The organism is Plantactinospora sp. CA-290183, assembly GCF_050936375.1.
In the GTDB taxonomy this organism is placed as follows: Bacteria; Actinomycetota; Actinomycetes; order Mycobacteriales; family Micromonosporaceae; genus Plantactinospora.
The window spans coordinates 100,238-126,396 of sequence record NZ_JBNJMX010000008.1; the positions used below are offsets into that span (position 1 = coordinate 100,238).

A 26,159-nucleotide genomic window follows, 5' to 3' on the forward strand; every position below is an offset into this window, starting at 1 on the left:
GTCAACCGTCTCCCTCGCCCCGGATCCGCCCGGCCAGCAATGCCGCTGGCCGGGCTTCCATGTATGCCATCCGCTGTGGAGTTCTCAAGTTGAGCCAGTCCCGCCGGCCGAGGTCGGGGGAAAGCAGGGGTGACAGGATTCGAACCTGCAATCTTCGGCTTTGGAGGCCGCTGCGCTACCAGTTGCGCCACACCCCTATGCACTTTTCTTTGCCTTCTCTTCCATGTACCGCCGATGGGTCCGCTCTGCGTGGCGGTCGGGTTCCGCTCCCGGTACTTCCTCGTCCGCTCGGAGATCGTGGCGATCTCGGTTTCCTTGTTGCCGTAGTACCAGGCGAGTCGTGGCGCGCGGACTCGCTCGACGTTGTCCTGCCGACACCGGTTCGTAGGCGTGTGGCAGGTCTCCCAAGCCGGGATGACATTCTTGGGGCCGGCGCTCTGACCAACTGAGCTACGCCCCTGTGAAGTTGTTGCCGGATAACGAAAAAGCCGCCCGGTCCCGATCTGGGTGGGCGGCGGCGTGTCCTCGCTGGAGGCTATCCGCGCCACCTGTCCCACGTGCAGTTGTGAATCGGGGAGACCCGCCCGCTGCCGGGCATGCTCGCCTCGCACAGCGACGTCAGTCGCTGCGCTTCGAGGCCGGTGTGCCATAACATGTTCGCTGATCTCCTCCGCGTGGTTGCTTGGATGAACAGTAGTTCGTTGATGTTGGGACGGGCAACGGGGTTTCGGCGCGTTGTGGTGGGCGAGGTCGTTTTAGCCGCGGAAGGCGGCAAGGTCGTCACCCCGCTGGGACGCTGCCGCCCGCCGCCGACGGTCACCTCCTGGCGCGGGCCCGACAGCGCCGGGCCCGCGGATTCGGCCCGCGCGACGCCGTACGGCAGCCCCGAGGCTCGGTCGGTCGTCGCGGGCGCCGCCGCGCCCCGGCCGGCGGGGTGCTCGCGTTGGCCACATCGACGGCAGTGAGACCCCTGTTACCGGAAACTTTCCGAGATCTCGCGGTGCCGATACGGCGGCCCGTCCCGGCATCCTCGGGTGCGGCCGGCGCGGTCCGGGGCCAGGTAGCCGCAGGTCAGGGGGCGGCCGGGTCATCGGGCGGATGCCGAGCGAGGTGCCCTGGTCGGTCGTGTCACCTTCGGTGATCACCAGGTGGTGTCGGCGAGGAGGGTTGCGCGTCGTCATGTATTGACATGTTTCAGTCGCTTCCTTGAAACTTATCAATGTCGACATCCGTGATCTTCGATCCTTGTCGTCGCTTCCATCGCCCACCCGGAAGGAGAGCCCTAGTGATCATCGACTCGGGCCGCTCTAAGATCCGTTCCACGGTCGTCGTGCTGGCGGTAGCGGCGCTCGCGGTCGCTGGCGCGGTATCGGTCGTAGCGAACACCCCGACCGCCGAGGCCGCCCTCCTCCGCGGCCTCGCGGTCGCCGCCGCCTCCGTCGAGGACGAGGGCGCCGACTGTCCGGTGCCCAACGCCCCCCAGACCTCCAACTCCCGGCTTCCCGATCCCTTCAGGAAGCTGGACGGCACCCGCATCTCCACCAAGTCAGACTGGCGGTGCCGACGGGCAGAGATCAGGGAACTGGCGGAGAGATCGGTCTACGGCCAGAAGCCGGCAAAGCCGGCGACGGTCACGGGTACGGTCTCCAATTCCAGCATCACGGTGAACGTGACGGACCAGGGCAGAAGCGCCAGCTTCTCGGCGAGCGTGCAACTGCCGAGTGGTTCCGGGCCCTTCCCGGCGGTCGTCGTCCTGGGTGGATTCGGAGCGGACACGGCCGCCATCAGGGCCGCCGGTGCCGCCGTCATCAACTACGACCCCCTCGCGGTTGGCCGGGAGGGCACCCCGCGCAACAACAAGCAGGGCGCGTTCTACAGCGTCTACGGCTCCTCGAGCAGCACGGGCCTGCTGATGGCCTGGGCCTGGGGCGTGAGCCGGATCATCGACGTCATCGAGCAGTCGGGCGGCAGCATCCTCCAAGCCGATTCGACAGGTGTCACGGGCTGCTCGCGGTACGGCAAGGGCGCCTTCGTGAGCGGCGTGTTCGACCAGCGCATCGCGTTGACCATGCCGATCGAGTCGGGTACGGCTGGCGTTCCCGCCCTCCGGGCGATCGCCGGGGAATCCGGCTCCCAGCCCCTGAGCAGCGCCTACGGCGAACAACCGTGGCTCGGCGACGCGTTCAGCTCCTTCACCGGCAACCCGAACGCGCTGCCGGTGGACACGCACGAGATGGTGGGCATGGTCGCGCCCCGCGGACTGTTCATCATGGAGAATCCCCACGTCGACTGGCTGGGTGCCAGGTCCGGCAGCGTGGCGGCCCTGGGCGGGGCGGAGGTCTACAAGGCCCTGGGTGCCGGGGACAACATCACCTACTGGTCTGATGTCCAGGACGGCACCCACTGCGCCTCGCGGTCTGAATGGCGTACCCCCTTGCAGCAGAACATCCAGAAGTTCCTGCTGAAGACGGGCAACTCCGCCGGCACCTTCCGGATCTCCAGCAGGAAGGCCGGCAACCTGGCCGAGTGGAGAGACTGGCAGACGCCGACCCTCTCCGACGGCCCGAGCGCTCCGCCGACCACTCCGCCGAGCGGTGGTGCCTGCTCGGCATCGGTGTCGATCAACCAGTGGACGGGCGGTTTCGTCGTCACGGCCCGGGTCACCGCCGGCTCCTCGCCGGTCAACGGCTGGACGGTCTCCCTGACCCTGCCGTCAGGCGCCAGCGTCACCAACGCCTGGAACGTCATCCGCAGCGGGAACAGCGGCACGGTTCAGTTCACCAACATCAGTTCCAACGGCTCCATCGCCCCCGGCCAGTCGACCGAGTTCGCCTTGCAGGGTGCCGGTACCGGCACGGGGTTGAGCCCCACCTGCTCTGCCAGCTGATTGCTCCGGGATTTTCCAGGGCCCGGTGCGGAGGCGACAAGCCTCCGCACCGGGCCCGCCGGCCCGGGACGGGCAGATGCTCGACGCCATGCCGGCCCGCTCACAGCCGCCGCGGGCCCGGCCGGGATCGCCTCCGAACAGTGTCGTCCGTCCGGTGGCCGAGGCCGTACGCCGATCTTCCGTGGCTGTCCGGTGGTGCCGGCCCGTCGGGTGTCCACGTCGGTCAGCGGTGCGGCGCACCGGCCCGCACACCCGACGGCGGGACGTCCACCGAAGCGGTCGCCGGAGCGGGGCCGCACGGCTGACCCCCGTTGAGGCGACATACGGTTACCTGACGGCTACGCGGCCGATCGCCCGGTGTCGCCGGTGCTCGCGCGGCGAAACACTGCGACCATGTCGTACCCACCACCGCAGGATCCCTGGCACTATCCAGCGTCTGCCGGCACCGGGCAGCAGGCCGCCGTACCGCCGCGACCGCAACCGCGGCGGTCGCCGAACTGGTTCGCCCGGCTCACCCTCACGCAGCAGGTCGGGATCAGCCTCGGCGGCCTCTTCGTCCTCGTCTGCTGCGGCGGCCCGACCGTCGCGGTGCTCTCCAACCCCGACGGCGGCGGGGCGGACCGGAAGCCGGCGGCGGCGCCGACGACGATCGGGCAGCCCCCAGCACCACCACCGCCGACCGCCGGCGAGCCGGAGCCCACCCCGGCCGCGATGACCGCCGCGCCGACTCCGACGCCGACCGCGGGCAAGGCGGCACCGAAGCCCGTCTACTACGCCAACTGCACAGCGGTACGGGACGCCGAACGGGCGCCGCTGCGCGAGGGCCGACCGGGGTACCGGACCGCGCTGGACCGGGACCGCGACGGGCGGGCCTGCGAGTCCGTCGAAGGGGCGGCCCCCGGCACCGGCGACAACGGCGGTAGCGACAACGGCGGCGACGGTGACAACGGCGGCGACGGTGACATCGGTGACGACGGTGGCGGCGACGACGGAGACGACGGCGGGACGACGCCGGTGTACTACAAGAACTGCACGGCGGTACGTGCCGCCGGGGCGGCGCCGATCCGTCGCGGTGACCCGGGCTACGCCAGGCACCTGGACCGGGACGGTGACGGCGTCGGCTGCGAGTAGCGGCATCAAGAATCGTCCGGCAAACGCGTACCGTCGTGATACGTCGAGCTGCGTACGGCCGGTGTCGCAGGGCGACCGACGGCTCCCGCGCTGCACGCGACGATCCTCGCCGGACCGGTCCGGAGCCAGCCGGTCCGGAGCCAGCCGGTCCGGAGCCAGCCGGTCCGGAGCCAGCCGGCCCGGAGCCGGCGGGTCGGGAGCCAGCGGGTCGGGAGTTGGCCGGTCCCCGGGCGACGGTAACAAGAGGTCCTAACCTCATGACTCCGGCGACGTGGTCGCCGGACGATCCGGCCCGGTGGCCACCACAGCCGCAGGAGTGCGGTCCGGTGACCGTCATCGTTGCGGCGAGCTCGCGGAAGGAGCGGCAATGGCGGATGTGTCGGTCGAAATACCATCGCCCCTGAGCGAGGGCATCATCTTTGGCGAGGTCGAGTGTGTCCGTGCGTGCTGCGGGACCGACGCCGTCTCTACCGATCCCGCCCTCATCGGAGCGTGGTGCCGTCAGGTGGGGTCGGTCGCGGTGGTCGAGGCTCGGCTTCAACTCGCCGAGCTGATCGAGGTGGTCGAGGACCGTTCGCACCGCGTCACGTCGACATTCCTCGGCACCCGTGGTCGCTGGCAATGGCGATCCTCGCCACCGTCGCGACGGAGCTGGCGGTACTCTTCAATGGTCACCCGACGGTGCGGACGAACAGGTAGGGTCCGGGACAGAACATCCCGCTTCTCTCGGCTTGCGGTGCCGACGGAACAATCGGGGGTGCGATGGCTGGCCAGTGGAGTCGCCGACTCGGTATGACGTTGTGCGGGGTGTTGGTGCTCGCCGGTTGCACCGACGAGACCGGACCGGAACCGCCGGCGCCCGTGGTGACCACCCAGGAGTTCGAGCAGCGACTCACCGAACACCTGTCCCGCGCGGTGAACGGGGCGCTGGAACCCGAAGCACAGGCCACCCCGCCCAGCCACTCCCGGAATGTGGGTTGCGCGGAGTTGCGCGCCGGCGGTCCGAGTTGGGGTGTCCGGCCGCGGGCGGAGATGACGGTGTCCGCTGGCCAGAAGGCCGAAAAGTACCTCGACGACGTGGACACCTGGATGATCCGCGAGGGCTTTGGTGAACGTACCAAGCGGTTGCGGACTGGCACCCCCGCCGACGTCCGGGAAATCACCGGCGAGCACGACGACGGCACCGAGTTGCTCATGGAAATGGCTTTGGACAGTGGGCGGTTCACCGTCACGTTGACCGGGCCGTGCACCTGGCCGCCGGATCGGCCCGGCGGCCCGCCGTCCTCCGGACGGCTCCCACCCCTTCCGCCGCCCTCCGGGCCGACACAGACCCGCAGCGACACCGACGCCGACCCGTGCCGGTCGCCGAAGCTCTTTGTCTACAACCTGACCAGTCGGCCCTTCGCCGGCCGCGGCCCACACCCCATGGCGATGGTCGGATATTCCGACGAGGAGTCGATCGAGTACGCCGAGATCCTGCTGCCCGACGGCTTTGAACCCCGGTACGAGCGGTTCACCGACCCCACGAATCACGATCAGGTGCAGCTCCTCGTCTGCGTACGCGTGGTGGCGACCCAGGACTCGCGCCAGGACGTCACCTGCAACTACGCGAGTGAACAAGCCCTGCTGGCCGGTGGTCACCCCTTCACCTTCGACCTGTTCGAGAGCGTCTACCACGTCACGGTGCGGGAGGCGCGCAGCGGCCGGAAGATCGGCGAGTTCAGCGTCCGGGGCAGACAGGGCGCCGAGGAGAGCTGCCCGTATCGCATGAGCTACATCCGGAAACTGGCCCGGGGCATCGACGAGGCCGCCTTCCAGCGAAGACTGCGGCCCCTCCTCGAAGCACGTCGGTGACGAGGTTGTCGTCCCGGTAGGGCTCAGCCGGCCGTGCGGCCGGACCAGATCCAGGCCTACCGGTGTCCTCGTCTTGAACCCGACTTGGCTCACCATTCTGGGTCTTGGGCCGACTTGAGGCGGTGACCTGCATGTTTCCGGTTCGCGAGAGCAGAAACTGCCGGTGTGTGCGGTGCCTATGGCACAGTCCTGAGTGTGCCGTTGGACGAGCTGCCGGACTGGTTACCGGCTTGGTGTCTTGACCATCTGGGCGGGGAGCCCGTCGGGCTGCTGTTCCAGTCGCAACAGGTCTCGATGGTGTTCGGTCTGCGGTTGGCCGGCGGCAGGGACGTCGTGGTCAAGGCGCGCGCCGACGACGGCCGGGCCGGGTCGTGTGTCGCGGCGCAGGCTCGGCTGGCCGAGCGCGGGTTTGCGTGTGCCCGGCCGCTCACGCCGGTGGTCGGTGTCGGTGCGCTGGCCGTGCACGCCGAGGAGTACCGGCCCGGCGGCGAGGTGTTGCACGGGGACTCGCCGGACATAGCCATGCGCTGCGCGGAGGTGTTCGCCGGGCTGATGGCCGAACTTGCCGGCGTGAGCGTCGCGCCGCCGCTGCCGAATCCGCCCTGGGTGCGCTGGGACCACACCGATTCCGGGGTGTGGCCGGCGATCGACTTTCTCGACGGCCGGGACCAGAGTGGCGTCTCCGAGCACATTGTCCAGACGGCTGAGCGAGCCCGGGGGCGGCTGCTGGCTGCCGGCTTGCCGTGCGTGCTCGGCCACGCCGACTTCGAGGCGCAGAACCTGCGGTGGCAGGGTTGGCAGGTGTGGGCGGTGCACGACTGGGACAGCCTGGCATGGCAGCCGGAGGCGGCGTTGGTGGGAGCGGCGAGCGGGTCGTTCGCCAGTTCCGGGCCGCCCACGCTGGCGCCGATCGACAGCTCCGAGGCGTTCCTGGTGGCTTACCAAGACATTCGAGGGCGCCTGTTGACGGCCGTGGAGCTGGAGATGGCATGGGCGGCCAGCTTATGGATGGCGGCGTACAACGCCCGGGAGCTGGCACTGTGCGGTGGCACCCCGGCGGGCGCCGATGCGCTGCGGGCGCAGGCAGCCGAACGCCTCCGCCGGGCTAATGCGTAACATCAGCACAAACATTCAGCGAGCACCCCCCGCCGTAACGTCCACCCGCCCTTCGACGGTGAGCCCGAGTCGGTGCCGCCGACCCAGCGGATCCTGCGGGTCGGCGTGCGGGCGCGGCGCCGCCGTACGGCGGCGGTCGTGGGCGCCTCGTGTGCGGTGCTCGCGGTCGGGGTGGTCGCGGCGACCGCCGTCGCCCAGCCGTCCGCGCCGGACGGCCCGAGCATCACCGCCGAGGCGCCGTCGCCCCGGATGGAACTGGCCTCGGCCATCGCCGCCAGCGAGAACATCAGCTACCGGGTGACGGCGACGGGCACGGGGACGAAGAGCGGCGGCGGGCATGCGCCGCCCGGTTACACCGTGACGTCGGAGGGTGCCTTCGACCCGCCAGGGCGACCGTCTACCTGCGTTCCCCCGGCCGGGGCTGGGAGGAGCGGCTGATCGACGGGGTGCGTTACCTGCACGCCAGGGACGGGAAGTTCGTCCGGGACGAGGGCCGGCACGACCGGCTGCGGTACGACCCGTGGTTGTTGGACGGGGAGCTGAGCGGCTCGGTGGATCGGGAGCAACTGTTCGAGGTGCTGCGCCGGGCGGAGGCGGAGATCACCAAGCAGGGCCCCCGGGCGTACCACTTCACGGCGCGCACGAAGGCGGACGCCGCGCACAGAACGGTGACCACCACCCTCGTCGGTGACCTCACCCTCGACCCCGACGGCCGGGTGGCGCAGGTGTCGTACGCCCCCCGCGAGGCGTGGCGATCGGGCTGGACGGTGGTACGACGAAAGGGCCAGCTCCCGGGTGGGGGCTGGCCCTTGTCGGTGGTGACCGGTTGGTGTTGGCCGGTTATGCGGAGTAGCCGCGTTCGGCGATCCAGTTGGCCAGGGTGGTGCTGGTCATCCAGTATTCGTTGTTGTTCGGGTCGGCCGGGTCGGCGATCTTGACCTTGTGGCCGTGGTCGTCGTAGCCGACGACGGTGAGGTAGTGCCCGCCCTCGTAGGAGTGGGTGCCGCCGTCGACGTCGGTGGCGGTGCCCTTGATGTTGGCTACCACGGGCCGGTTGGTGTCGATGGCGTGGACCAGGTCGGTCTGTAGCCGGTCGACCTGTTCGGGTTTCGCGGCGGGGTCCGGGATGGCCACGGTGTGGTAGTCCTTACCGCCGGCGGTGTTGAGGACCCGGGTGGTGTCCTCGGCGGAGTTGGTGCCGGCCTCGGTGGTGCCCAGTTGCTTGGCGACCTCGTCCTGGCTGGGGGTGTGTCCTGGGCGGACAGGGCGATCCGGGTCGCCGCGGGGGCGCAGTAGTGTCTCTCCTGCGCCTTGTAGTCGTAGCCCAGCACCTTCGACGCCTGCGCGGCGGGGCGCGCGTCGACGGCCTGCACCGCCGCGGCGGTGGTGGTGGTCGGGGTGGGGGTGTCGATGGTGGTGTGGATCGGTCCGGCGAACGCGCCGCCGACCACGGCCAGCCCGGCGATACCGAGCGCGGCCTTGCGTACGGGGGTGTCGGTGATGGCCGGTAGCCATCGGTTCACGAAAGTCATGATGATGGTCGCCTTCCATTGTCCGGGGGAAACCCCGACCCTGCGCCAGAGGCGGGCAGCCGGGGGGAGAATTGCGTGACGCCCGGGCGGGGGTGCTCCGGGCGTACGGTGGTGTAACCGTGGGCGGGGGTCCGGCATTCCAGCCAACCGCCCAACACACCGAGTCGATCACGACCGGAAATCGGACATCCGGCACCGCACCTCACGGCAGGGCACACAAGCCCCTACCGGAAGCGCCCCCAATCCGGGGCGCTACTGCGGTCGTACCCGGGTGTAACCGTGGCCGGCCGCCGGGTGTTCCCGGGCCCGCCACCCGCCGCCGCCCGGATCGGTCGAGGGCACATCCGGCGAATGAGCGTGATGCCTCAGAGGCATATTCATGCCCCACAGGCATCACGCTCGATCGCGATGTCACCTTCCGGGCGTCACCGCTGAGCAGGTCCGGCAGAGACCGGACGCCGCTCACCGGACCGGACGGCCCGTCCGCCCGGTCCGGCGCACCCCGCACTGCCGAAACCCGGCCGTTCCGTGTGAGCATGGGCAGCGCGGCCATCGCGCCCATCGTGAGGAGGCAGTGTGAGCCAGGAAGTGCGCGGCGTCATCGCCCGGTCCAAGGCAGCGTCCGTCGAGGTGACCACCATCGTCGTACCGGACCCGGGGCCCGGGGAGGCCGTGGTGCGGGTACAGGCGTGCGGGGTCTGCCATACCGACCTGCACTACCGGGAGGGCGGCATCAACGACGACTTCCCGTTCCTGCTCGGACACGAGGCGGCCGGGATCGTCGAGCAGGTGGGCGCCGGGGTGACCGACGTCGAGCCGGGCGACTTCGTGGTGCTCAACTGGCGTGCCGTCTGCGGAAACTGCCGCGCCTGCCGCCGGGGCCGGCCGTGGTACTGCTTCGCCACCCACAACGCGGCGCAGAAGATGACCCTCACCGACGGCACCGAACTCTCCCCGGCGCTGGGCATCGGCGCGTTCGTGGAGAAGACGCTCGTACACGCCGGGCAGTGCACCAAGGTGGACCCGGCGGCCCGTCCGGCGGCCGTGGGACTGCTCGGCTGCGGCGTGATGGCCGGGCTCGGCGCGGCGATGAACACCGGCGGAGTGACCCGCGGCGACTCCGTCGCGGTCATCGGCTGCGGCGGCGTCGGCGACGGGGCGGTGGCCGGTGCGGCCCTGGCCGGTGCCACCACCATCATCGCGGTCGACACCGACCCCCGGAAGCTGGAGTGGGCGCGCGGCTTCGGGGCCACCCACACCGTGAACGCCCGGGAGACCGACCCGGTCGAGGCGATCCGGGACCTGACCGGCGGGCACGGCGCCGACGTGGTGATCGAGGCGGTCGGGCGGCCGGAGACCTGGCAGCAGGCGTTCTACGCCCGCGACCTGGCCGGCACCGTCGTACTGGTCGGGGTGCCCACCCCGGAGATGAAGGTGCCCGACCTGCCGCTGCTGGACGTCTTCGGGCGCGGCGGGGCCCTGAAGTCGAGCTGGTACGGCGACTGCCTGCCCAGCCGCGACTTCCCGATGCTGACGTCGCTCTACCTGCAGGGGCGACTCGACCTCGACGCGTTCGTGAGCGAGGAGATCGCGCTGGACCAGGTCGAGGAGGCGTTCGCCAAGATGCACCACGGCGACGTGCTGCGTTCGGTGGTGGTCTTCTGATGACGGCCCGGATCGACCACGCGGTCACCTCCGGCACCTTCTCCCTGGACAGCCAGACCTTCGACGTGGACAACAACGTCTGGGTGATCGGTGACGACACCGAGTGCGTCGTCGTCGACGCGCCGCACGACGTGGACGCGATCCTGGCCGCGGTGGGCGGCCGACGGGTGCTCGCCATCCTCGCCACCCACGCCCACGACGACCACGTACGCGTCGCGCCGGCGCTGGCGGACGCGACCGGCGCCCCGGTGCTGCTGCACCCCGCCGACCGGGTGCTCTGGGACATGGTGCACCCGGAGCTGGCCCCGGGCGGCGAGCTGCGGGACGGGGAGGTGATCGAGGTGGCGGGCACCGGCCTGCACGTGCGGCACACCCCCGGGCACAGCCCCGGCGCCTGCTCGTTCCACGCACCCGAGCTGCGGGCGGTCTTCACCGGTGACACCCTCTTCGCCGGCGGGCCCGGGGCGACCGGCCGGTCGTTCAGCGACTTCGGCACCATCGTCGAGTCGATCCGTACCCGGCTGCTGACCCTGCCGCCGGACACCCGGGTGCACACCGGGCACGGCCCGAGCACCACGGTCGGGGACGAGGCGCCGCACCTGGCGGAGTGGCTGGACCGCGGCCACTGAGCCGCTGGGCCGCTGGGCCGCTGGGCCGGGGTGGGCCGGCGAGGGCCGCCCACCCCGGCCGGCGCTGACAATTGTCATGGTCGGGACGTGACGCGCGGACCGGCCGGACGGCACCGGGGCGGCGAAACATTGCCGGTATGCCGACCACAATCCCCGCGACCCGGCCGCCGGCCGTCCCGGCCGGGACGCCGCCCGCCGTCGAACTGACCGAGCTGACCAGGACGTACGGTCCGGTGACCGCCGTCGCCGGGCTCAGCCTGCGGATCGAGCCCGGCGAGGACCTGACCGTGGGCGAGACGGTCCGGATGACCGCCAACTTCTACCGGCACGCACGCCCGCCGGCCGAGGGGACGGTCCGCAACCATCTCTCCGCCGCGATCGGCAAGACCGGGGCGCGTACCCGGCCGAGGCGGTGCGGATCGCCGAGGAGAACGGCTGGCTGCTCGGCGACCCTGACCGGCCGGCGAACGCGTCGTCGTCATCAGCGGGACCGCTCGCCACGGCCGCCGGGGCCGCTACCGCACCCGGACGGTGGTGGTGACGCTCGCCTGGTCGATGTCGGAGGTCCGTACGGTGAAGCGCAGCTGCCACTGGCCGGCGACCGGGAAGTTCACCGCGCCGACCGCGTGGTGCGGTTGCACGCCGAGCATGGGAGTCGCCACCGGCTCGACCCCGAGCGCGGGAAGTGCGGTGGTCAGCGTCCACTCCACCGCCGGCAGCGGCTTGCCGTCCGGGGTGTAGAGGTACGCGTGCACGGTGTTGTGCTCGCCGAGCTGCACCGGGTAGATGTCGAACTGCAGGGTGTAGAGCGGGCTCTCCAGCGTCTGGGCGAAGGTGTCCGAGGCGGCGGCGGTCTCGACCTCGGTCCCGGCGCTGCGGCCCGGCGTGGTCTGCACCAGCGCGGCGCTGAGCCCGAGGATGACCAGGCTGACCGCCACCTCCAGACCGACCAGCCGGCGCAGTCGCCCGGGTGCCGTCCCGGCCCCGCCCCGCCGCACCAGCCGGCGGGCCAGCGCGGCGCCGGTCAGCACCAGCCCGAGCAGGGCCACCTTGGCGAGCACCAGCCGGCCGTAGTCGGTGCCGACGAGCGCCCCGGGCGTGCCGATCTCGATCAGTGCCTGCGCCGCACCGGCCGCGACCAGCCAGAGCACGGCGACGGTCGCCCACCGGGACCAGACCGGCAGGATCACCCCGAGGGTACGGGGGTGTGCCGCCCGCAGCAGGAACGCCGCCAGGGTGACCAGCCCGCCGAGCCACGCCGACGCGGCGGCCAGGTGCAGCACGTCGGCGACGGCGCTGGCCAGCGGCATCGGGGAGGCGATGGCGTGCCCGGCCAGCGGCCAGGTGGCCAGCCCGGCCACGCCGAGCAGCAGCACCAGGGCGGTTAGGAGGGGGCCCTTCCTATACAGAATGCGATAAGAAGGGGCCCTTCCTTGCGGTTGGAGCAGTGGCGGGAGCAGCGCCGCGACCAGCAGCAGGATGCCGAGCCGGGCGCAGAGCACGAGCCCGTAGCCGGAACCGATCACCTGGCGCAGCTCGGTTGCCGAGACGTCGAACAGGCCGGCGCCGCTGGTGTACGGGGCCTGCACCCAGAGCCCGGCCAGGGCGCCCGCCGCGACCAGGGCCAGCCCGGCCCGGACCAGCCGGACCGGCCCGCGCCGGGAGAGCCGCGCCGGCCAGAGCAGCGCCAGCAGCAGCGTCGGGCCGATCAGCAGGACCAGTCCGGCGTACCCGACGTACCGGATGAGCGGGACGGCGATCCGCACGTCGGGGCGGACCGGGTCGTCCGCCAGCGTCGGCGCGGCGGCCGACTCGGCGCCGACCGCGAAGGTGTAGCCGCCGGCGACCGGGTGGCTGTCGGCGGAGACCACCCGGTAGCTGACCAGGTACGTGCCGAGCGGGCGGTCGGCGGCCCGGATCGGGATGCGCAGGGTGTCGCCGCGTACCGAGGGCTCGCCGGCGTTGATCCGTCTGCCGTCCGGGGCGAGCACCTGGGCCCGGCCGGGTACCAGGCTGACCGGCTCGCTGAACCGCACCGTGACCTCGGTGGGGGAGTAGCCCAGCACCGCCTTGCGGGCCGGCGTGGTGGCCACCACCGCGGCGTGCGCGTTGGCCGGGGTGGCCGCCGGGCCGGCCAGGGCCGACAGGCCGGCGAGCAGCAGCACCGCGACCAGCGGGCCGAGTTTGGCGCGGGTGGGCCGGTACGGGTGAGCGGAGGGACGATCTCGCACGTCAGGTAGTTCGTCCGGGCGGGCCGGACGGTTCAATCCGCCGGCTGACGCCCTGGATGACTTCCCGGTCCAGGTGGTAGGAATCGGCCCGCGCTCCCGCATCCCGATGACGAGTTCCAGTGGCGGGAGGATCTTACCGGGGCCGATGCGAGCCGCCGGGTACGGGCGTACCGCCGGCCGTCCGGGCCCCGGCCGGTGCCGCCGGGAGGAGGACCCGGGACACCGACCGGAGGTACGTCAGGCCGCGGCCTGTAGGCGGGCCGTCAGGAGACCGGGGCGAACGGGGTCGGTGTCTGCCCGGTCCAGTGGTTCAACGTCAGGGTCGCGTCCTGCCGGGTCACCCCGTCCACCGTCACGGCCTTGCCGGTTGCGATGTAGAAGCGGCCGCGGCCCAGGGACTCCAGGCCGTAGTCCCCCAGCGACTCGTAGCCCCGGACGCCGGTCTCGGGATCGCGCAGGCCGGCGGGGGCGAGCGGGACCACGTTGCCCGTCTCCCGGCGGGGCTGACCGAGGATCTGCGCGCGGCGCGGCTTCGCCGAACCGTCGACCAGGTAGAGGGAGTAGTTGGGGAACTGCGGCTTGGTGCCCTTGTAGACGGCCATCATCCAGTTGCCGGTGTGTGCGTCGTACTCCAGGTTCTGCACGCCGTACCTCGTGTTGCCGGTCCGGACGAAGATCTTGTCGTCGACCCGCTGCGGGCCGCTGCGGTGCGGTTGCTGCTGGCGCAGCGGCCGCTCGTACCGGCCCCAGTTCCGCACGTCGTACTCGAGCAGGACCTGGTAGTCGTTGTCGGCGCGGTCGACGTTCGCGTAGATGCCGTAGGCGACCATCAGCACGTTCCGGCCGTGCCTCTTGCCGAGCTGCGGGCCGAAGGAGACGCCGTCGATGCCGCTGCATCCGTACCGGTGGTCGGCCGTGTCGGCGGTGTCGCCGTCGAAGACGCCGTTGCCGTCCAGGTCCGCGACGAAGTCGTCGACCACCTCCTTGAGGTGGACGGTGGTCATCACGCCGTCGGTCTCGGCGTCCATCCCGATCCGGTCGAGCCGGTCGACGTCGAAGATGGCGATGTAGAAGGCCTTCTCGGCCTTGTACTCCAGCGATCCGTACAGCCGCCCGTCCTCGGGGTTGAGGTCGAGGTCGCCGAGGTGTCCGGTCAGGCCGGTCACCGTGCCGAGGACGGTGCCGGCCAGATCCGTCTTCACCAGCATCTGGGTGAAGGAGTAGTAGACGAATCCGCGCGTCCGGTCGACGGCGACACCCTGCACGTGACTGGTCGGCCAGGCGCCGCCGTAGATGGTCGCGGGCAACTCCGCCGGGGCGGCCCGGCCGGCGGTGCCGGGTCCGGCGGTGGCGGGGGCGGGAGCGCCGGTCACCGCGAGCAGGGGCAGCGCGGCGCTGGTGATGGCGGCGACGAGCGTGGTGCGCATGCTTCTCCGTTCCGGGCGGGGAGACTGGCGACCGGCGGTCGCCGTCGTGCGGACGCGCGGTGTCGGGCCGGCGTTCACTGCTGGAACTGGCCGGGGCCGAGGACGCGCCAGGTCGGCGTGCTCGGGTCGCTGATCGCGCGGTACGGCACGGTGAAGCTGAACGCCTGCTTGGTGGAGCGCTTGATCGTCCAGAGCGTCGACCGGTTGCCGGCGTGTTCCCAGGCGATGCCCTGGCCCTCCACCCCGGGCAGGGTGACGGTGCCGACCCACTCCAGCTCCGCTCCGGCCGAGGGCGGGTTCATGACGTACGCCTCGCCGAGGTCGTGCCCGGTCAGCCAGAGCCGCCCGTCGGGTCCCCACGATCCACCGGAGTTGCTCATCGGCTTGAAGCGGTCGAGCACCGGCTTCGGGATCGTCCAGGACTCGACCACGTGGAAGCGGTCGTCGAGCTTCACGACCTGGGTGTTGTACGTCTCGCCGTACGGCTCGGTCTCGCCGTCGGCCACCTCGTCGTAGTTGGCGAAGCCGGCCCACCAGGCGCCGTCGTGCCGGTCGAGCCAGGTCAGCGAGCCACGGTAGATCCCGAAGCTGTGCGTGTCGACGTGCCGCATCGTCTTCGTGTCGAAGACCTCGATCGAGCTCTCCATCGGCGACTCGTCGTAGTTGGAGTGCGCGGCGTACAGCCTGCCGTTGACCGCCACCGCGCTGTCCAGGTGCATGATCGGCCCGTCCGGGTCGGAGGCGAACTGCAGCAGCGCCCGCCCGGTGGCCCTGTCGTGCTTGGTGACGCTGCGGTTGTCGACGACGTAGAAGTACCGGTCGTCCACGGCGATGCCCTGGTTGGCGTCGAACGCGGGATAGGCCCTGCTGAGGGTGGCGGTGAGCGGCGGTGGCCCGGCCGCGACCGCGGCGCGGTCCGCCTCTTCTCCGGCGCCGACACGCGCCGGGGTGGCCGCGGCGGCGGGCGGGAGGCCGGCGGCTAGCGCCACCGCGCCGGCGGCGGCGCTGGCGCCCAGTCCGGCGAGAATTCTGGTACGGATCGGCATGCCCGGGATGCTGCGCGGCGCGCCGCTCGACCAGCCGAACCGGCACCGGCGGCGGGATGAACTGATCATGAAGATCGGCAGGTCACCCGAGGGGCGCTACCCTACGCTAGGTAACCGTCACGGAGAAGATAGTTCTCGGCGTACCGGCTCCGGCGCGCGCGGTCGGCCCGGTCAGTTCCGCCGAGCTGCCCGCGACCTGACCGAATCCCGTCCTTGACGGGGGATGCGCTGAGCGGGGCGCGTACCACCGAGTTCGGGAAGCTCCTCGCAGATCCGCTTTATTCTGTCGACGATCGGGCGCAGATGATTGGGTCGGGGATTGGTCGTCGTCACATACACCCCGAGTTCGAGCCGTTCCTGCTCGTGGTGCAGCGGCACCCACTTCGACGCCTCCACGCCGGATCCGCCGAACCGCGATCCGCCCTTGTAGAGCAGTGCGACGTCCGAGGGCGCGACGACCACCAGTTTCGACCCGGAGCCGAACCGTTGATGGTCCTCGGCGACCCGGTGCACCGCGGTCGGCATGCCGTACGTGTCGGCGGCGACCCACAGTTCCTTCGGCGGCGCCTCGATCCGCTGCCCGGCGATCCGGTCGGCGAGCAGCCGGCGCGAACGGGAGTTCTCCGTGGGCAGCATCGCGCGGTGCGCGGTGACCAGTTCGGCCAGGCCCAGCTGCTCCCGCGGGTACTCCGCCGGCACCATCGCCTCCAGTTGGGCCGCGTAGAGCAGGTCGGACTGGAGTTCCTCCTCGTACGCGGCGGTTCTGTTGCCGATCGTGATCTCGTGGTGGCCGAGGGTGAGCGGAAAGAGCGCCTCGTCCTCGAAGTCCTCGTCGCTGCCGAGCCCCTGCCCCAGTTCCTCGACGATCACCTGGTCCTCGTGGTCCGGGTGCTCGTGCCGCAGGTCGCACTCCAGTCGGCTGGTGATGCTCACGTGGTGCGGCAGGCAGACGATCTTCGGGAGCAGTCGCTGGGTGGTCGGGCGACGCTCCTCCTGATAACTGCTGACGATTTTGTTGGCGAACCGGAGGAACCGCTTACCGCGGATGGTCAACTCCAGATTCCCCTTGTACGTCTCCTTGAACGTCTTTTCCTTCAACCAGTCGTCTATCTTGCGGACTATGTTGTCGACGCCCTTGGTGGTGATGCTCTCCTGGTACTCGGCCGACAGGGATTCGACGGCGCGCTTCTTGCTCTTATGCCTGGCGACAGCCAGAAAGACGACGCAGTCCCACTGGGAAGGGGGCTTGTCCCGGACGCTACCCATTCTGTAACCCTATGACTACGAGCCGTGTCAGGCGAAGCGCCAGTTTCCGACAGGAAGAACTTTTTGTTCCTTCGGCGCGGGAAGGTAGGGGCACGGCTGACTGTGCGTAATCCTGGCCGGAGGCAAAAATGATCGGGCCCGCTGTTGGCGCAGCGGGCCCGACCCATGTGACCGCAACATCGACTGGCTTGAGAGGCGAACGATGCTGCCAGTGCAAAGTACCGTGCCCGAGCGGGCATGGAAAGTAGCCGTCCCGTTACTTCGTGACGCCAAAGGGGCTCGGCTCTACCTGACCCCACGCCGGCCCGAGTGGCACTGCGCCGTGCTGTTCTGCGGGCTGGACCCGGTGGTCCGGGTGATCCTGGCCCGCGCCGGCTGGGAGCGGACCGGCTGGGCGCCGGTCGCCGGTTCTGTCGGCGCGGCGCTGGTCGGGTACGCCGGTGGGATCCTGTTGACCCGCGCCGGCCGCGACCCGCGGGTGCAACGGATGCTCACCGGCCTGGTGGTCGGGCTGGGATTCCTGCTCGCCGCCGTGCTGGGCGCGACGCTGCTCCCGGCGTCGGTCGCCGTGCTGGCGGCCGTACTCCTGCTGAGCTGCTTCGGCGAGCTGGGCTACCGGGCTGGCCGGCCCGGGTCGGAGCCGCCGGCGGGCGCCCCGCCGGTCGGGTCCGGCGCAACGCCACCCCGGCGGGACACCGCGCCCGGCCCCGCTCCGGCCCTGCCCGCCTGGCCGCCGCCGGCCCGGACGGTCGCGGACCGGCCCCGGCTGCCCCGGCAGGGCCGCCGCCCGGTGCGACTGCCCGGCCCGGAGGGGGAGCGGTGAGCCGGCCGGTGGAGCCGATGCTCTCCGAGATCGTGCTGGAGCGGCACGGCCGGGTGCTGGTGACCTACGACCTGTCCCGCGACCCGTACGGCGGCTGGATCCTGGTCGACCGGGACGCGAACCCGGCGGCGACCCCGGCGGAGGGGCTCAGGCCGGATCGGGAGCGCCGGGCAACCGGCTGGGAGCGGTGAACCGGTCGAGGACCAGCACCTCGGTACCGGGCCGGAGTTCCGCGAGCAGGCGTTCCTGACCGGACCTGGTCAACCGGATACACCCGTTGGTGGTGTTCCGGCCCAACTCGCCGTCGTGGTACCAGGTGTGCAGCCCGATGTGCGCGCCACGCAGGCCGGACGGCACCGAGCCGGGGTCGTCCGGCACCGAGCCGAGCGCGAAGACCTCGGTGTCGGCGTAGACCCGGCCGGGCAGGCGCGACGTGCCCAGGATGAAGGTGCGGCCCAGCGGGGTGGGGCTGACCGGCAGGCCGAGGCTGACCGGCCAGGACCGGACCAGCCGGTCGTCCCGGTACCAGTGCAGCCGGTGGGTCCGCCGGACGACGACGACCAGGTCCCGAAGGACCACGGTGGTCCACGGCCCGGGTGGTACCCAGGCCACGGTGCGGTTCGCCGAGGGGAGCAGCACGGCGGCCCAGCCCGACCGGCGCTCGACGATCGGCATGGTCAACTCGACGCCGCTGATGGTCGGCGCCAGGAAGGCCCGCGGCCGGCCGCCGGGAGCGTCGTACGCGGCGACCCGGCGGATCGGCCGCAGGCCCTCGCCCAGTCGTAGCGCGGACATCGGCGCGGGATCGGCGGGAAAGCCGCGCGGCGCCGGTCCATAGTCGACCACGGGCAGGGTGGACGGCGGCGGCGCCGCTTCGATCGCCGGCTCGGGGCTCGGGGTGCCGTAGGGGGGCCCGGCCGGGCTCCCGCTCGACCCGTCCGGGGCGACCCGCGCCCGGTCGGTCGGGCCGGACGTGCCGTTCACCGCGAGCGCGACCAGGAGCGCCGCACCGAGTACCGCGATCACCGCAGTGCTCCGACGACGCGCGGCGCCGGGGACCAATGGGTTGAAACGGGCAGAGGCCATCCAGCTACTCTAGGTCAACGAGTTGCCCCGGAGCGTTATCTGACCGGCCTGGCGCGGCGATTGTGCCGGTGGGGCGTGGCCCACCGCTCGTACGGTGACGGCGGATCCGGCGCTGCGCTGAACCCTCCGGACGGCCGGCGGCGACCCGTAGGCCGTCCCGGTCGCCGCGGTGGCGGTCAGCAGCGGACCGGCATCAGGATCGAGAACGCCCGGTCGTCACCGGACCGGCGTACGGCGAGCGGGCGGATCGGCCCGTCGAGTTCGAGAAGGAGCTGACCCGGGCCGGCCGCGTCGAGCGCGTCGAGGAGGAACTCCGGGTTCACCCCGATCCGCAGGGCGTCCGGGTCGGCCGGAGCGTCCGGATCGGACACGCTCAGCCGACCGGTGGCGTCGACGGCGAGGACGTTGACCGGACAGTGGACGCCGTCGTCCTCCCGTACCACCGTCCGGGCCGGGACGCCCGCCAGGCGCTCCCGCAGCGCGACCGCGTCGACGACCACCCGGCGGCGGTCCGGGCCCCCGACGGCCTCCCGCAGCAGCCGGCGGTAGTCGGGGAAGTCGTGCCGCAGCGGGATCCCGCTGAGCCGCCGGCCGCCCGCCCGCAGGGTGATCGCGGCGGGATCGAGCGCGACGGTGGCCGGTCCGCCCTCCTCCAGCAGCCCGCGCGCCCGGTCCACGAACCCGACCGGGGCGAGTACGGCCGGTGTCCGGGCACCGCCGGCCGCGCCGTTCGGGGCGGCCGGTTCGTCGTCGCAGTCGCCCCGCGCCGGTTCGTCGCAGTCGCCCCGCGCCGGGTCGGCGTCGACCTCGGCGACGGCCATCCGGTACCGGTCGGTGGCGACCAGCCGCAGGACGGTCCCCTCGACCTCCAGCCAGATCCCGCCGAGCATCGGCAGCTCCGGGTCCACGCCGACCGCGAAGCGTACGGCGTCGAGCGCCCCGGCCAGGTCGCGCCCGGCCAGGGTCAGCCGGATGCCCACCCCGGTTCCGGGCCGGTCCGGTCCGGGCTCCTCCGGCGCGAGCAGGAGTGCGCGGACCCGGGCGACCTCCCGTCGGGCGTCGGCCAGCCCGTCCTCCAACCGGCGCAGGTGCGCGTCGAGCAGCCGCCGTACCGCCGCCGGGTCAGCGGCGTGCAGGTCGAGCACCCTGGTGATCTCGGCCAGTGGCATGTCGACCCGGCGTAGGCCGGCCACCAGCCGGGCCGCCCGGAGCTGCCGCCTCGCGTACCGGCGGTAGCCCGTCGCCGGGTCGACCGTCGCCGGCGGCAGGACACCGGCGCCGTCGTAGAACCGCAGGGCGCTGACGGTCAGCCCGCTGGCCCGGGCCATCTCGCCGATGTTGAGCAGGTCACCGTCCACGTCCGGGCATTCTGCCGCCTCGACCAGGTCGAGGGTCAACCCGGCAGCGCCGCCGGGACGGGCGGTGACCGCAGGCGTACGTCAGCCGGTCGTCGCGTCCGGGGTGAAGGCCACCCGGACACAGCCGTCCCGCCGCTCCCGGAACAGCGCGTAGCCCCGGGGCGCCTCGGCCAGCGGTAACCGGTGCGTGACCAGGTACTCGGGTCGCAGCTCGCCGTGGCGCATCCGTTCCAGCAGCGCCGGCAGGTAGCGCTGGCCGTGCTGCCGGGCGGCCCGGACCGTGACGGCCTTGTGCAGCGCCGCGCCCAGCGGGTACGTGTCGACGAAGCCGGCGAAGAGCCCGAGCACGTACACGCTGCCGCCCTTGCGGCAGGCCTGGATCGCCTCGCCCACCGTCGCCGACGGCTCCACCGCACCGCGCGGGCGCTGCCCCAGCGGGCGCGACCCGGACGGCTGCGCGGCCATGCCGACCGCCTCGACACAGACGTCCGGCCCCCGCCCCCCGGTACCCTCACGCAACTCCGCGCCGACGTCGGCGCGACCGTGGTGGAGGGTCTCGACGCCGATCTCCCGCCGGGCCAGCCCCAGCCGGTCGTCGAGCCGGTCGACGCAGATCACCCGTTCGGCGCCGAGCAGGACCGCCGCCCGGGCCGCGAGCTGGCCCACCGCACCACAGCCCCAGACCGCGACCACGTCCCCCGGCCGGACACCCCCCAGGTCCGCGGCCATCCAGCCGGCGGGAGCGGACTCGGCGGCCAGCACCGCGCGCCCGTCGGAGACCTCGTCCGGCACCCGGAACGCACCCTGGTCGGCGTACGGTACCCGGACGTACTCGGCGTGGCCACCGGCGAAGCCGCCCAGCGTCTGCGAGTACCCGAACCCACCCGCCGGGGCGGCGCCCCAGGCCATCTCGGCCAGCTCCGGATTGGGGTCGCTGTTGTCGCAGCACGCGTAGAGCCCCTGCCGGCAGTACCAGCACCGGCCGCAGGAGATGGTCGCGCAGACCACGACACGGTCACCGACGCAGTGCCGGCGTACCTCGGGGCCGACCTCCACCACCTCCCCGACGAACTCGTGGCCGAGCACGTCACCGGGCTGCATCGCCGGATACCGGCCCTCGATCAGGCGCAGGTCGCACCCGCACGTCGCGCTGAGCCGTACCCGGACGATCGCGTCCTGCGCGTTGACGATCCGGGGATCCGGCACCCGTTCCACAGCGACCTCGCCGGGGCCCTGCCAACAGAGGGCTCTCACGGCCGGCCCGGGGCGCACTCCGCACCGGCGGGCGGGGCGGTGTCGGCGGGCGGGGCGGTGTCGGAGGCCGGCAGGGGGTGGTCCGGTCGCAGTACCTCGCCGGTCTCGGCCAACTGCTTCGCCTGGCGCAGGGCGCAGCGCACCGCCATCGCACGGTCCTCGCCGCTGAACCGGGCCGCCAACCCGGCGAGCAGCCCGGATCCGTCGCCCGGCCACCGGGCCACCAGTTCGCTGCCCCGGCCACCCGGTGCCGGGCGTACCGTCACCGACACCCCCGCGCCGAGGTTGGCGACCGGTCCGGGAAGCCGGCCGGCCGGGGCGACCTCGCCGGGAAGCGGTCGGCTGTCACCCCGTACTGCCGCATGGCCCGGTGCCCCGCCCGCCGGTCCGGGGCCGGACGCCGGGCCGACAGCGCCCACCGGAAGGCGGTCCCGCCGACCGTGGCCGCCGCCAGGACGACGCCCCTGACCAGGCTCATCTCCGGAAGCTCCCCGCGCTCGCTGTCGATCCGGTCCCCGAGCCGCCATCGTCGGACCCGGACGGGCATGGGCCTCCGCAAGGGCGTGTCGGGCCCGGCCGGGTATCCGCCACGCGCCGTCCCGAGGCACGGCCGGAAGGGGGAGGGATGCCGCCGGACCGGATGCCGCCGCTGCTGCGCGCCAAGCTGGTGGCGGCGCCGTAGCGCGCCGCCTCGCCTTCTTCGGCGCTGGACGTTGCCGGCCGGTGACCTCGGTCTCGGCCCCGGCGGCTGGGGCAAGACGCAGCGCCCGGTTCCTGGTACCGGCCTGATCGGGCTGCCGCCCGGGACTGGCGACCGCCGTCCAGTTCAAAGGCGACCCACGGGCCGGGCGGGACGGGCACCGGGGACCGGTCGGCTGGCTCACGCTGGAACCGGGTGACAGCGGCCCCCGACTCTGGTCAAGGCCTGTACGCCGCCCTCCGGCCCGACGCGGACGGGCCGGAACCGGACGGCGGGTACGAACCGGTCGCGCGGCCCGGCACGGTCCCGGGGTACGAACTGGAGCACCTCGCCGAGGAACTGGCCCGGCGGGTCGAGCCGGCCATCCTGGTCCTCGACGACTTCCACCAGGTGGACGGGGCGGAGGTGGCGAACGGGCTGGAGTTCCTGCTCCGGCACGCCGCCGGCCGGCTGCGGCTGGTGATCGGTTCCCGTAGCGATCCGGCGCTCGCCCTGCGCCGCTGGCGGCTCAGCGGTGAACTGACCGAGGTCCGCGCCGACCCGGTTCGCCCGCCGCGCGCCGGCCTCTTCACCGCGCACGGGGTGCCGCTCGCCACCGGGCACGCGGCGACGCTGTTCGCGCGTACCGAGGGGTGGCCGGCGGGGCTGCGGCTCGCCGCGCTCGCCCTGCCGGACCATCCGGATCCGGCCCGCTTCGTGGAGGAGTTCACCGGCGAGCACCAGGAGGTCGCCGACTACCTGACGGAGGAGGTGCTCGCCGACCTGCCGGAGTCGGCCCGCGAGGCGTTGTGCCGGGCGTCGGTGCTGGACCGGTTCTCCGGCGACCTGCTCGGCGCGCTGGTCGAGGAGCCGGACGCCGCCCCGCTCCTGTCCGAGTTGGACCGCCGTACCGGCTTCGTGGTTCCGCTCGGCACCCGGCCGCCGGCGTACCGGTGCCACCCGATGCTCCGCGAACTGCTCCGGGCCGAGCTGCGCCGCCGGCCGCCGGGGCAGGTCGCCGGCCTGCACCGGCGGGCGGCGGTGTGGTTCGCCGCGCACGACCAGCCGGCGGACGCGCTGCGGCACGCGCTCGCCGGCGGACACTGGCGGTACGCGACGGAGGTGCTGTTGCGGCGCTGGCCCGACCTCGTCCCGTACGGCCAGCCCGGCCCGGCCCGCCCGGCCCCGCCCGCGCCCCCGCCGGACCTGCTCCGGACCGACCCCGAACTGGCGCTCGCCTGCGCGGCGGACCGGTTGGACGGGCGGGACCCGGTCGCGGCCGTCGGGTTCCTCGACCAGGCGGCGGAGCACGCGGACGTGCTCGACGGTTCGCGCCGGGAGCGGTTGGGCCGGATCGGCGCCGCGCTGCGGCTCGGCGCGGCCCACCTGACCGGGGACGCCCCGGCGGTGCACACCGGCACCGCCGCCCTGCTCGGCACCGAGCAGGACGGGAGCCACGGTGCCGAGCGCTTCGCACCCGCCGACAGCGGCGGCGTCGAGCGCTTCGTGTCAGCCGGCAGCGGCGGTGCCGGCCCCGGCGGCCCGGACGGGACCGGGCCCGATCCGTGGTGGCGGGCGGTGGCCTGGACGGTACGCGGCGCGCTGCGGCTCGGTGCCGGCGAGCTGGCGGCCGAGCCGGACCTGGCGGCCGGGCAGGCCGAGGCGCGGCGGGCCGGGTTGTCCCGGACCGCCCGGGTCTGCCTGGGTCGGCTGGCCCTGCTCCGGGCGCTCGCCGGTGAGCTGGGCAGCGCCGAGCGGCTGGCGCGTTCCGGGCTCGACGGGGCGCCGTTCGGCGGGCAGGGCCGGCCGGCCGACGGGGTGCACGCCCGCCTGGCGCAGGCGCTCGTCGCCCTGCACCGGGACCGGGGCGACGACGCCGGGGCCAAGCTCGCCCTCGCCACCGGCGCACCGGAGTACGTCGACGAACCGGTGGCCGCCGCGGTGGCCGGGCTGGTCCGGGCCCAGCTCCTGCGGGACCGCGGCGACCTGACCGCCGGGTACCAGGCGCTCTCCGCGGCCCGTCGGCGGCTGGGTGACCGACCGGAGGTCCGGCCGCTGGCGCACCTGCTGCTGGCCGCCGAGGCGGATCTGCGCGCCGCGCACGGGGACCTGGAGGCGGCCCGGGACCTGGTGACGCCGGCCCTGGAACAGCGGCTCGCGCCGGTCGAGCCGCTGGCCGTGGCACTGTCCCGGACGCGGCTGCGCGCCGGCGACCCCCGTACCGCCGGGGGAGGCCTGCCGGACTGGGACGCGCCCGGCGCCGCCGGCTGGCCGCTGCCGGTGCGCCTGGAGGCCGGCCTGCTCGACGCCTGGGCCGGGTGGCTCTCCGGCGACCACCGTCGGGCGGCCCGGACCCTGGAACGCGTGTTGCAGCTCGCGGAGCCGGAGGGCTTCCGGCGGGTCTTCACCCGGGCCGACCCGCCGGTACGGGAGCTGCTCGCCAGCCACCTGGACTCCGGTACGGCGTACTGGCCGATGCTGAACGACCTGCTGGACGCCGGTGCCGCGCCCGCCGGCCGGGGCCCGGTGGCGGGGCCGCCCGGGGAGCCGTTGACCGACCGGGAGCTGACCGTGCTGCGTTACCTGCAGAGCATTCTGTCCAACGTGGAGATCGCCGCCGAGATGTCCCTGTCGGTGAACACCATCAAGACGCACGTCCGCAACATCTACCGGAAGCTGGACGCCACCCGTCGCCGCGACGCGGTACGCCGGGCCCGCGAACTCCACCTGATCTGACCCCGCCCGTCGGGCGCCGGTCGAGCGGGGGCCCCGGCGGGCCGGCGTCAGCCCTCGGCGGCCTTGTCCACCGCGGCGAGCAGATCGGGGACCGAGTACGTGCCCTCGTAGCGGACCCCGTTGAGGAAGAACGTGGGTGCGGCGTTGACGCCGCTGCGGATCGCCCCGACGAAGTCGCCCCGGATCCGGTCCAGGTGCTCGTGCGCGCCGAGCTCGTCGCCGATCTCGTCCGCCGGCAGGCCGATCTGCTGCATGCCCAGCGACAGGTGCACCGGGTCGAGCTGATCCTGGTGTTCGAAGATCCAGTCGTGCATGGGCCAGAAGCAGCCTCTGGTCCCGGCCGCCTCCGCGGTCTCGGCGGCGTCCTCGGCGTACGGGTGCACGTTGGTCAGCGGAAAGTGCCGGAACACCAGGCGTACCCCGTCCGGCCGCTGGCGCAGCAGGTCGACGAGGTTCCGGTGGGCCAGCCCGCAGTGTGGGCACTGGTAGTCGCCGTACTCCACCAGGGTGGCCGGGGCGTCGACCGGTCCCCGGATGTGGTCGGCGTCGGTGACGGGTACCCGGAGTCGACTCGCCGTGACCTGCAGGGGAGTGCTCACGAATGCTCCTCGCTGGGCGTGGACGTCGCTGGCGTCACGGCCGTACGGTGATGTGGTTGTCCACCCGGGCGACGCCGGGCGCCGACCAGGCCACCCGTTCGGCCTCCTCGCGCTCCAGCCACGACCGGACGCCGCCGGCCAGGATCACCGTGTCGCCCCGGGCCTGGATGTCGATCCCCTCGGCGTCGGTCTCCACGCTGCGCATCAGCGCGCTCCGGATCCGGTCGGCGATCTCGTCCGGCACCGGTCGTTCCCGGGGTTGCACCGAGATGCCGTTGGTCACCCCGCGCACCCCGGACAGGCGGCGGACGGAGCCCTCGGCGGCCCGCCGCTGGTACTCCCACTCGACCTCGCCGCGCAGCACGACCCAGCCGTTGGAGACGGTGACCGCCAGGTCGTTCACCGGCACGAAGGCGTCCCACTCCAGTGCCCGGGTGGCGGCGGCGGCCAGTTCCGGGTCGGTACGTTCGGCCGAGTTCGGCAGCCGTACCTCGATGTCGTTGGCGACCGCGCGGACCCGGCCCACCCGGTGCGCGGCGCGTTCCGCCGCCCACTTCTCGGCGTAGTTGTCGAGCCAGCCGCTGAGCGTCACCACACCCTCCTGCACGGCCACGCCGATCTCGTTCGGCCGGACGCGGGGCTCCCAGCCCAGCGCGTCGAGCACGTCACGCTGGATCTCACGGTCACTTCGGGACATCGTGGAGGTGGCCATCGCCTCGTTCCTCCCGGGTCGGGGCCGGATGGGCGGATCGGGACGCCGGTGGGTCGGGCCCGCCGACGTGCTGGACCGGTAGGCTGGCCGGCCGGACAGCCCACCGGTTCCGATCATCCGGTACGGCC

General features: G+C 72.8%; 23 protein-coding genes and 1 tRNA gene. 11 read left to right on the forward strand and 13 right to left on the reverse strand.

Translation table 11 applies throughout. The features are described from left to right. Positions 1-124: 124 nt before the first annotated feature. A tRNA-Trp gene (locus ACQEUR_RS16285) sits at positions 125-197 on the reverse strand. Between the two features lie 1,088 nt (positions 198-1,285). Between ACQEUR_RS16285 and ACQEUR_RS16290 the strand changes: the two genes are divergently transcribed. The 6 genes from ACQEUR_RS16290 to ACQEUR_RS16315 all read left to right on the forward strand — a co-directional run bounded on the left by ACQEUR_RS16290 (position 1,286) and on the right by ACQEUR_RS16315 (position 7,426). Further along, on the forward strand, positions 1,286-2,887 hold the full coding sequence (locus ACQEUR_RS16290; RefSeq protein WP_433031287.1) for a glucuronyl esterase domain-containing protein: 1,602 nt from the start codon (positions 1,286-1,288) through the stop codon (positions 2,885-2,887). A 393-nt stretch (positions 2,888-3,280) separates the two neighbouring features. After that, positions 3,281-4,018: an excalibur calcium-binding domain-containing protein gene (locus tag ACQEUR_RS16295; RefSeq protein WP_433031290.1), complete on the forward strand. Its 738-nt coding sequence runs from the start codon at positions 3,281-3,283 to the stop codon at positions 4,016-4,018. A gap of 367 nt (positions 4,019-4,385) precedes the next feature. Continuing rightward, positions 4,386-4,814, forward strand: coding sequence for a DUF6331 family protein (locus tag ACQEUR_RS16300; protein ID WP_433031293.1), 429 nt, complete (start codon positions 4,386-4,388; stop codon positions 4,812-4,814). Next, complete coding sequence (locus tag ACQEUR_RS16305; RefSeq protein WP_433031296.1) at positions 4,811-5,872, forward strand: hypothetical protein; 1,062 nt, start codon at positions 4,811-4,813, stop codon at positions 5,870-5,872. The genes ACQEUR_RS16300 and ACQEUR_RS16305 overlap by 4 nt, the downstream gene beginning before the upstream one ends. A 195-nt stretch (positions 5,873-6,067) precedes the next feature. Then, positions 6,068-6,988: a hypothetical protein gene (locus ACQEUR_RS16310; protein WP_433031299.1), complete on the forward strand. Its 921-nt coding sequence runs from the start codon at positions 6,068-6,070 to the stop codon at positions 6,986-6,988. 72 nt (positions 6,989-7,060) lie between these two features. Continuing rightward, on the forward strand, positions 7,061-7,426 hold the full coding sequence (locus ACQEUR_RS16315) for a hypothetical protein (protein WP_433031302.1): 366 nt from the start codon (positions 7,061-7,063) through the stop codon (positions 7,424-7,426). A gap of 402 nt (positions 7,427-7,828) precedes the next feature. Here the strand turns inward: ACQEUR_RS16315 and ACQEUR_RS16320 are convergent, their stop codons facing one another. Continuing rightward, positions 7,829-8,539, reverse strand: a complete 711-nt coding sequence (locus ACQEUR_RS16320) for a C39 family peptidase (protein ID WP_433031305.1) — start codon at positions 8,537-8,539, stop codon at positions 7,829-7,831. Positions 8,540-9,096: 557 nt separating this feature from the next. Here ACQEUR_RS16320 and ACQEUR_RS16325 point away from each other — a divergent pair. Both ACQEUR_RS16325 and ACQEUR_RS16330 read left to right on the forward strand, forming a co-directional pair. After that, on the forward strand, positions 9,097-10,185 hold the full coding sequence (locus tag ACQEUR_RS16325) for an S-(hydroxymethyl)mycothiol dehydrogenase (RefSeq protein WP_433031308.1): 1,089 nt from the start codon (positions 9,097-9,099) through the stop codon (positions 10,183-10,185). Next, a complete protein-coding gene (locus ACQEUR_RS16330; protein ID WP_433031311.1) occupies positions 10,185-10,814 on the forward strand; it encodes an MBL fold metallo-hydrolase in 630 nt (209 codons plus the stop codon). The genes ACQEUR_RS16325 and ACQEUR_RS16330 overlap by 1 nt, the downstream gene beginning before the upstream one ends. 515 nt (positions 10,815-11,329) lie before the next feature. Here the strand turns inward: ACQEUR_RS16330 and ACQEUR_RS16335 are convergent. The 4 genes from ACQEUR_RS16335 to ACQEUR_RS16350 all read right to left on the reverse strand — a co-directional run bounded on the left by ACQEUR_RS16335 (position 11,330) and on the right by ACQEUR_RS16350 (position 16,784). After that, positions 11,330-13,045, reverse strand: a complete 1,716-nt coding sequence (locus tag ACQEUR_RS16335; RefSeq protein ID WP_433031314.1) for a copper resistance protein CopC — start codon at positions 13,043-13,045, stop codon at positions 11,330-11,332. 263 nt (positions 13,046-13,308) lie between these two features. Then, complete coding sequence (locus ACQEUR_RS16340) at positions 13,309-14,472, reverse strand: hypothetical protein (RefSeq protein WP_433031317.1); 1,164 nt, start codon at positions 14,470-14,472, stop codon at positions 13,309-13,311. A 74-nt stretch (positions 14,473-14,546) separates the two neighbouring features. After that, positions 14,547-15,518: a hypothetical protein gene (locus ACQEUR_RS16345; RefSeq protein ID WP_433031320.1), complete on the reverse strand. Its 972-nt coding sequence runs from the start codon at positions 15,516-15,518 to the stop codon at positions 14,547-14,549. A 171-nt stretch (positions 15,519-15,689) separates the two neighbouring features. Then, positions 15,690-16,784, reverse strand: coding sequence for a hypothetical protein (locus tag ACQEUR_RS16350; RefSeq protein ID WP_433031322.1), 1,095 nt, complete (start codon positions 16,782-16,784; stop codon positions 15,690-15,692). Between the two features lie 211 nt (positions 16,785-16,995). Here ACQEUR_RS16350 and ACQEUR_RS16355 point away from each other — a divergent pair, with 211 nt between their 5' ends. Beyond that, positions 16,996-17,607, forward strand: coding sequence for a hypothetical protein (locus ACQEUR_RS16355; protein WP_433031325.1), 612 nt, complete (start codon positions 16,996-16,998; stop codon positions 17,605-17,607). Next, positions 17,604-17,798 carry a hypothetical protein gene (locus ACQEUR_RS16360; RefSeq protein ID WP_433031328.1) on the forward strand — a complete coding sequence of 65 codons (195 nt, stop codon included), beginning with the start codon at positions 17,604-17,606 and terminating at the stop codon, positions 17,796-17,798. The genes ACQEUR_RS16355 and ACQEUR_RS16360 overlap by 4 nt, the downstream gene beginning before the upstream one ends. Here ACQEUR_RS16360 and ACQEUR_RS16365 read toward each other — a convergent pair. The 5 genes from ACQEUR_RS16365 to ACQEUR_RS16385 all read right to left on the reverse strand — a co-directional run bounded on the left by ACQEUR_RS16365 (position 17,755) and on the right by ACQEUR_RS16385 (position 21,852). Then, entirely contained in the window at positions 17,755-18,693 is a 939-nt protein-coding gene (locus tag ACQEUR_RS16365) for a L,D-transpeptidase family protein (protein ID WP_433031330.1), read from the reverse strand. The genes ACQEUR_RS16360 and ACQEUR_RS16365 overlap by 44 nt on opposite strands. 176 nt (positions 18,694-18,869) lie before the next feature. Continuing rightward, positions 18,870-20,021 carry a MerR family transcriptional regulator gene (locus tag ACQEUR_RS16370; protein ID WP_433031412.1) on the reverse strand — a complete coding sequence of 384 codons (1,152 nt, stop codon included), beginning with the start codon at positions 20,019-20,021 and terminating at the stop codon, positions 18,870-18,872. A gap of 111 nt (positions 20,022-20,132) precedes the next feature. After that, entirely contained in the window at positions 20,133-21,305 is a 1,173-nt protein-coding gene (locus ACQEUR_RS16375) for a zinc-dependent alcohol dehydrogenase (protein ID WP_433031332.1), read from the reverse strand. Continuing rightward, positions 21,302-21,571, reverse strand: a complete 270-nt coding sequence (locus ACQEUR_RS16380) for a hypothetical protein (RefSeq protein ID WP_433031335.1) — start codon at positions 21,569-21,571, stop codon at positions 21,302-21,304. The genes ACQEUR_RS16375 and ACQEUR_RS16380 overlap by 4 nt, the downstream gene beginning before the upstream one ends. Next, the gene (locus ACQEUR_RS16385; protein ID WP_433031338.1) at positions 21,568-21,852 is read right to left on the reverse strand and encodes a hypothetical protein; all 285 of its coding nucleotides are present in this window, start codon (positions 21,850-21,852) and stop codon (positions 21,568-21,570) included. The genes ACQEUR_RS16380 and ACQEUR_RS16385 overlap by 4 nt, the downstream gene beginning before the upstream one ends. A gap of 348 nt (positions 21,853-22,200) precedes the next feature. Between ACQEUR_RS16385 and ACQEUR_RS16390 the strand changes: the two genes are divergently transcribed. Further along, on the forward strand, positions 22,201-24,720 hold the full coding sequence (locus ACQEUR_RS16390; RefSeq protein ID WP_433031341.1) for a LuxR C-terminal-related transcriptional regulator: 2,520 nt from the start codon (positions 22,201-22,203) through the stop codon (positions 24,718-24,720). 47 nt (positions 24,721-24,767) lie between these two features. On the opposite strand, the gene ACQEUR_RS16395 is transcribed toward ACQEUR_RS16390, so the two are convergent. Then, on the reverse strand, positions 24,768-25,319 hold the full coding sequence (locus ACQEUR_RS16395; protein WP_433031344.1) for a DsbA family protein: 552 nt from the start codon (positions 25,317-25,319) through the stop codon (positions 24,768-24,770). 34 nt (positions 25,320-25,353) lie between these two features. Continuing rightward, entirely contained in the window at positions 25,354-26,031 is a 678-nt protein-coding gene (locus ACQEUR_RS16400) for a BON domain-containing protein (protein WP_433031347.1), read from the reverse strand. Positions 26,032-26,159 lie beyond the last annotated feature (128 nt).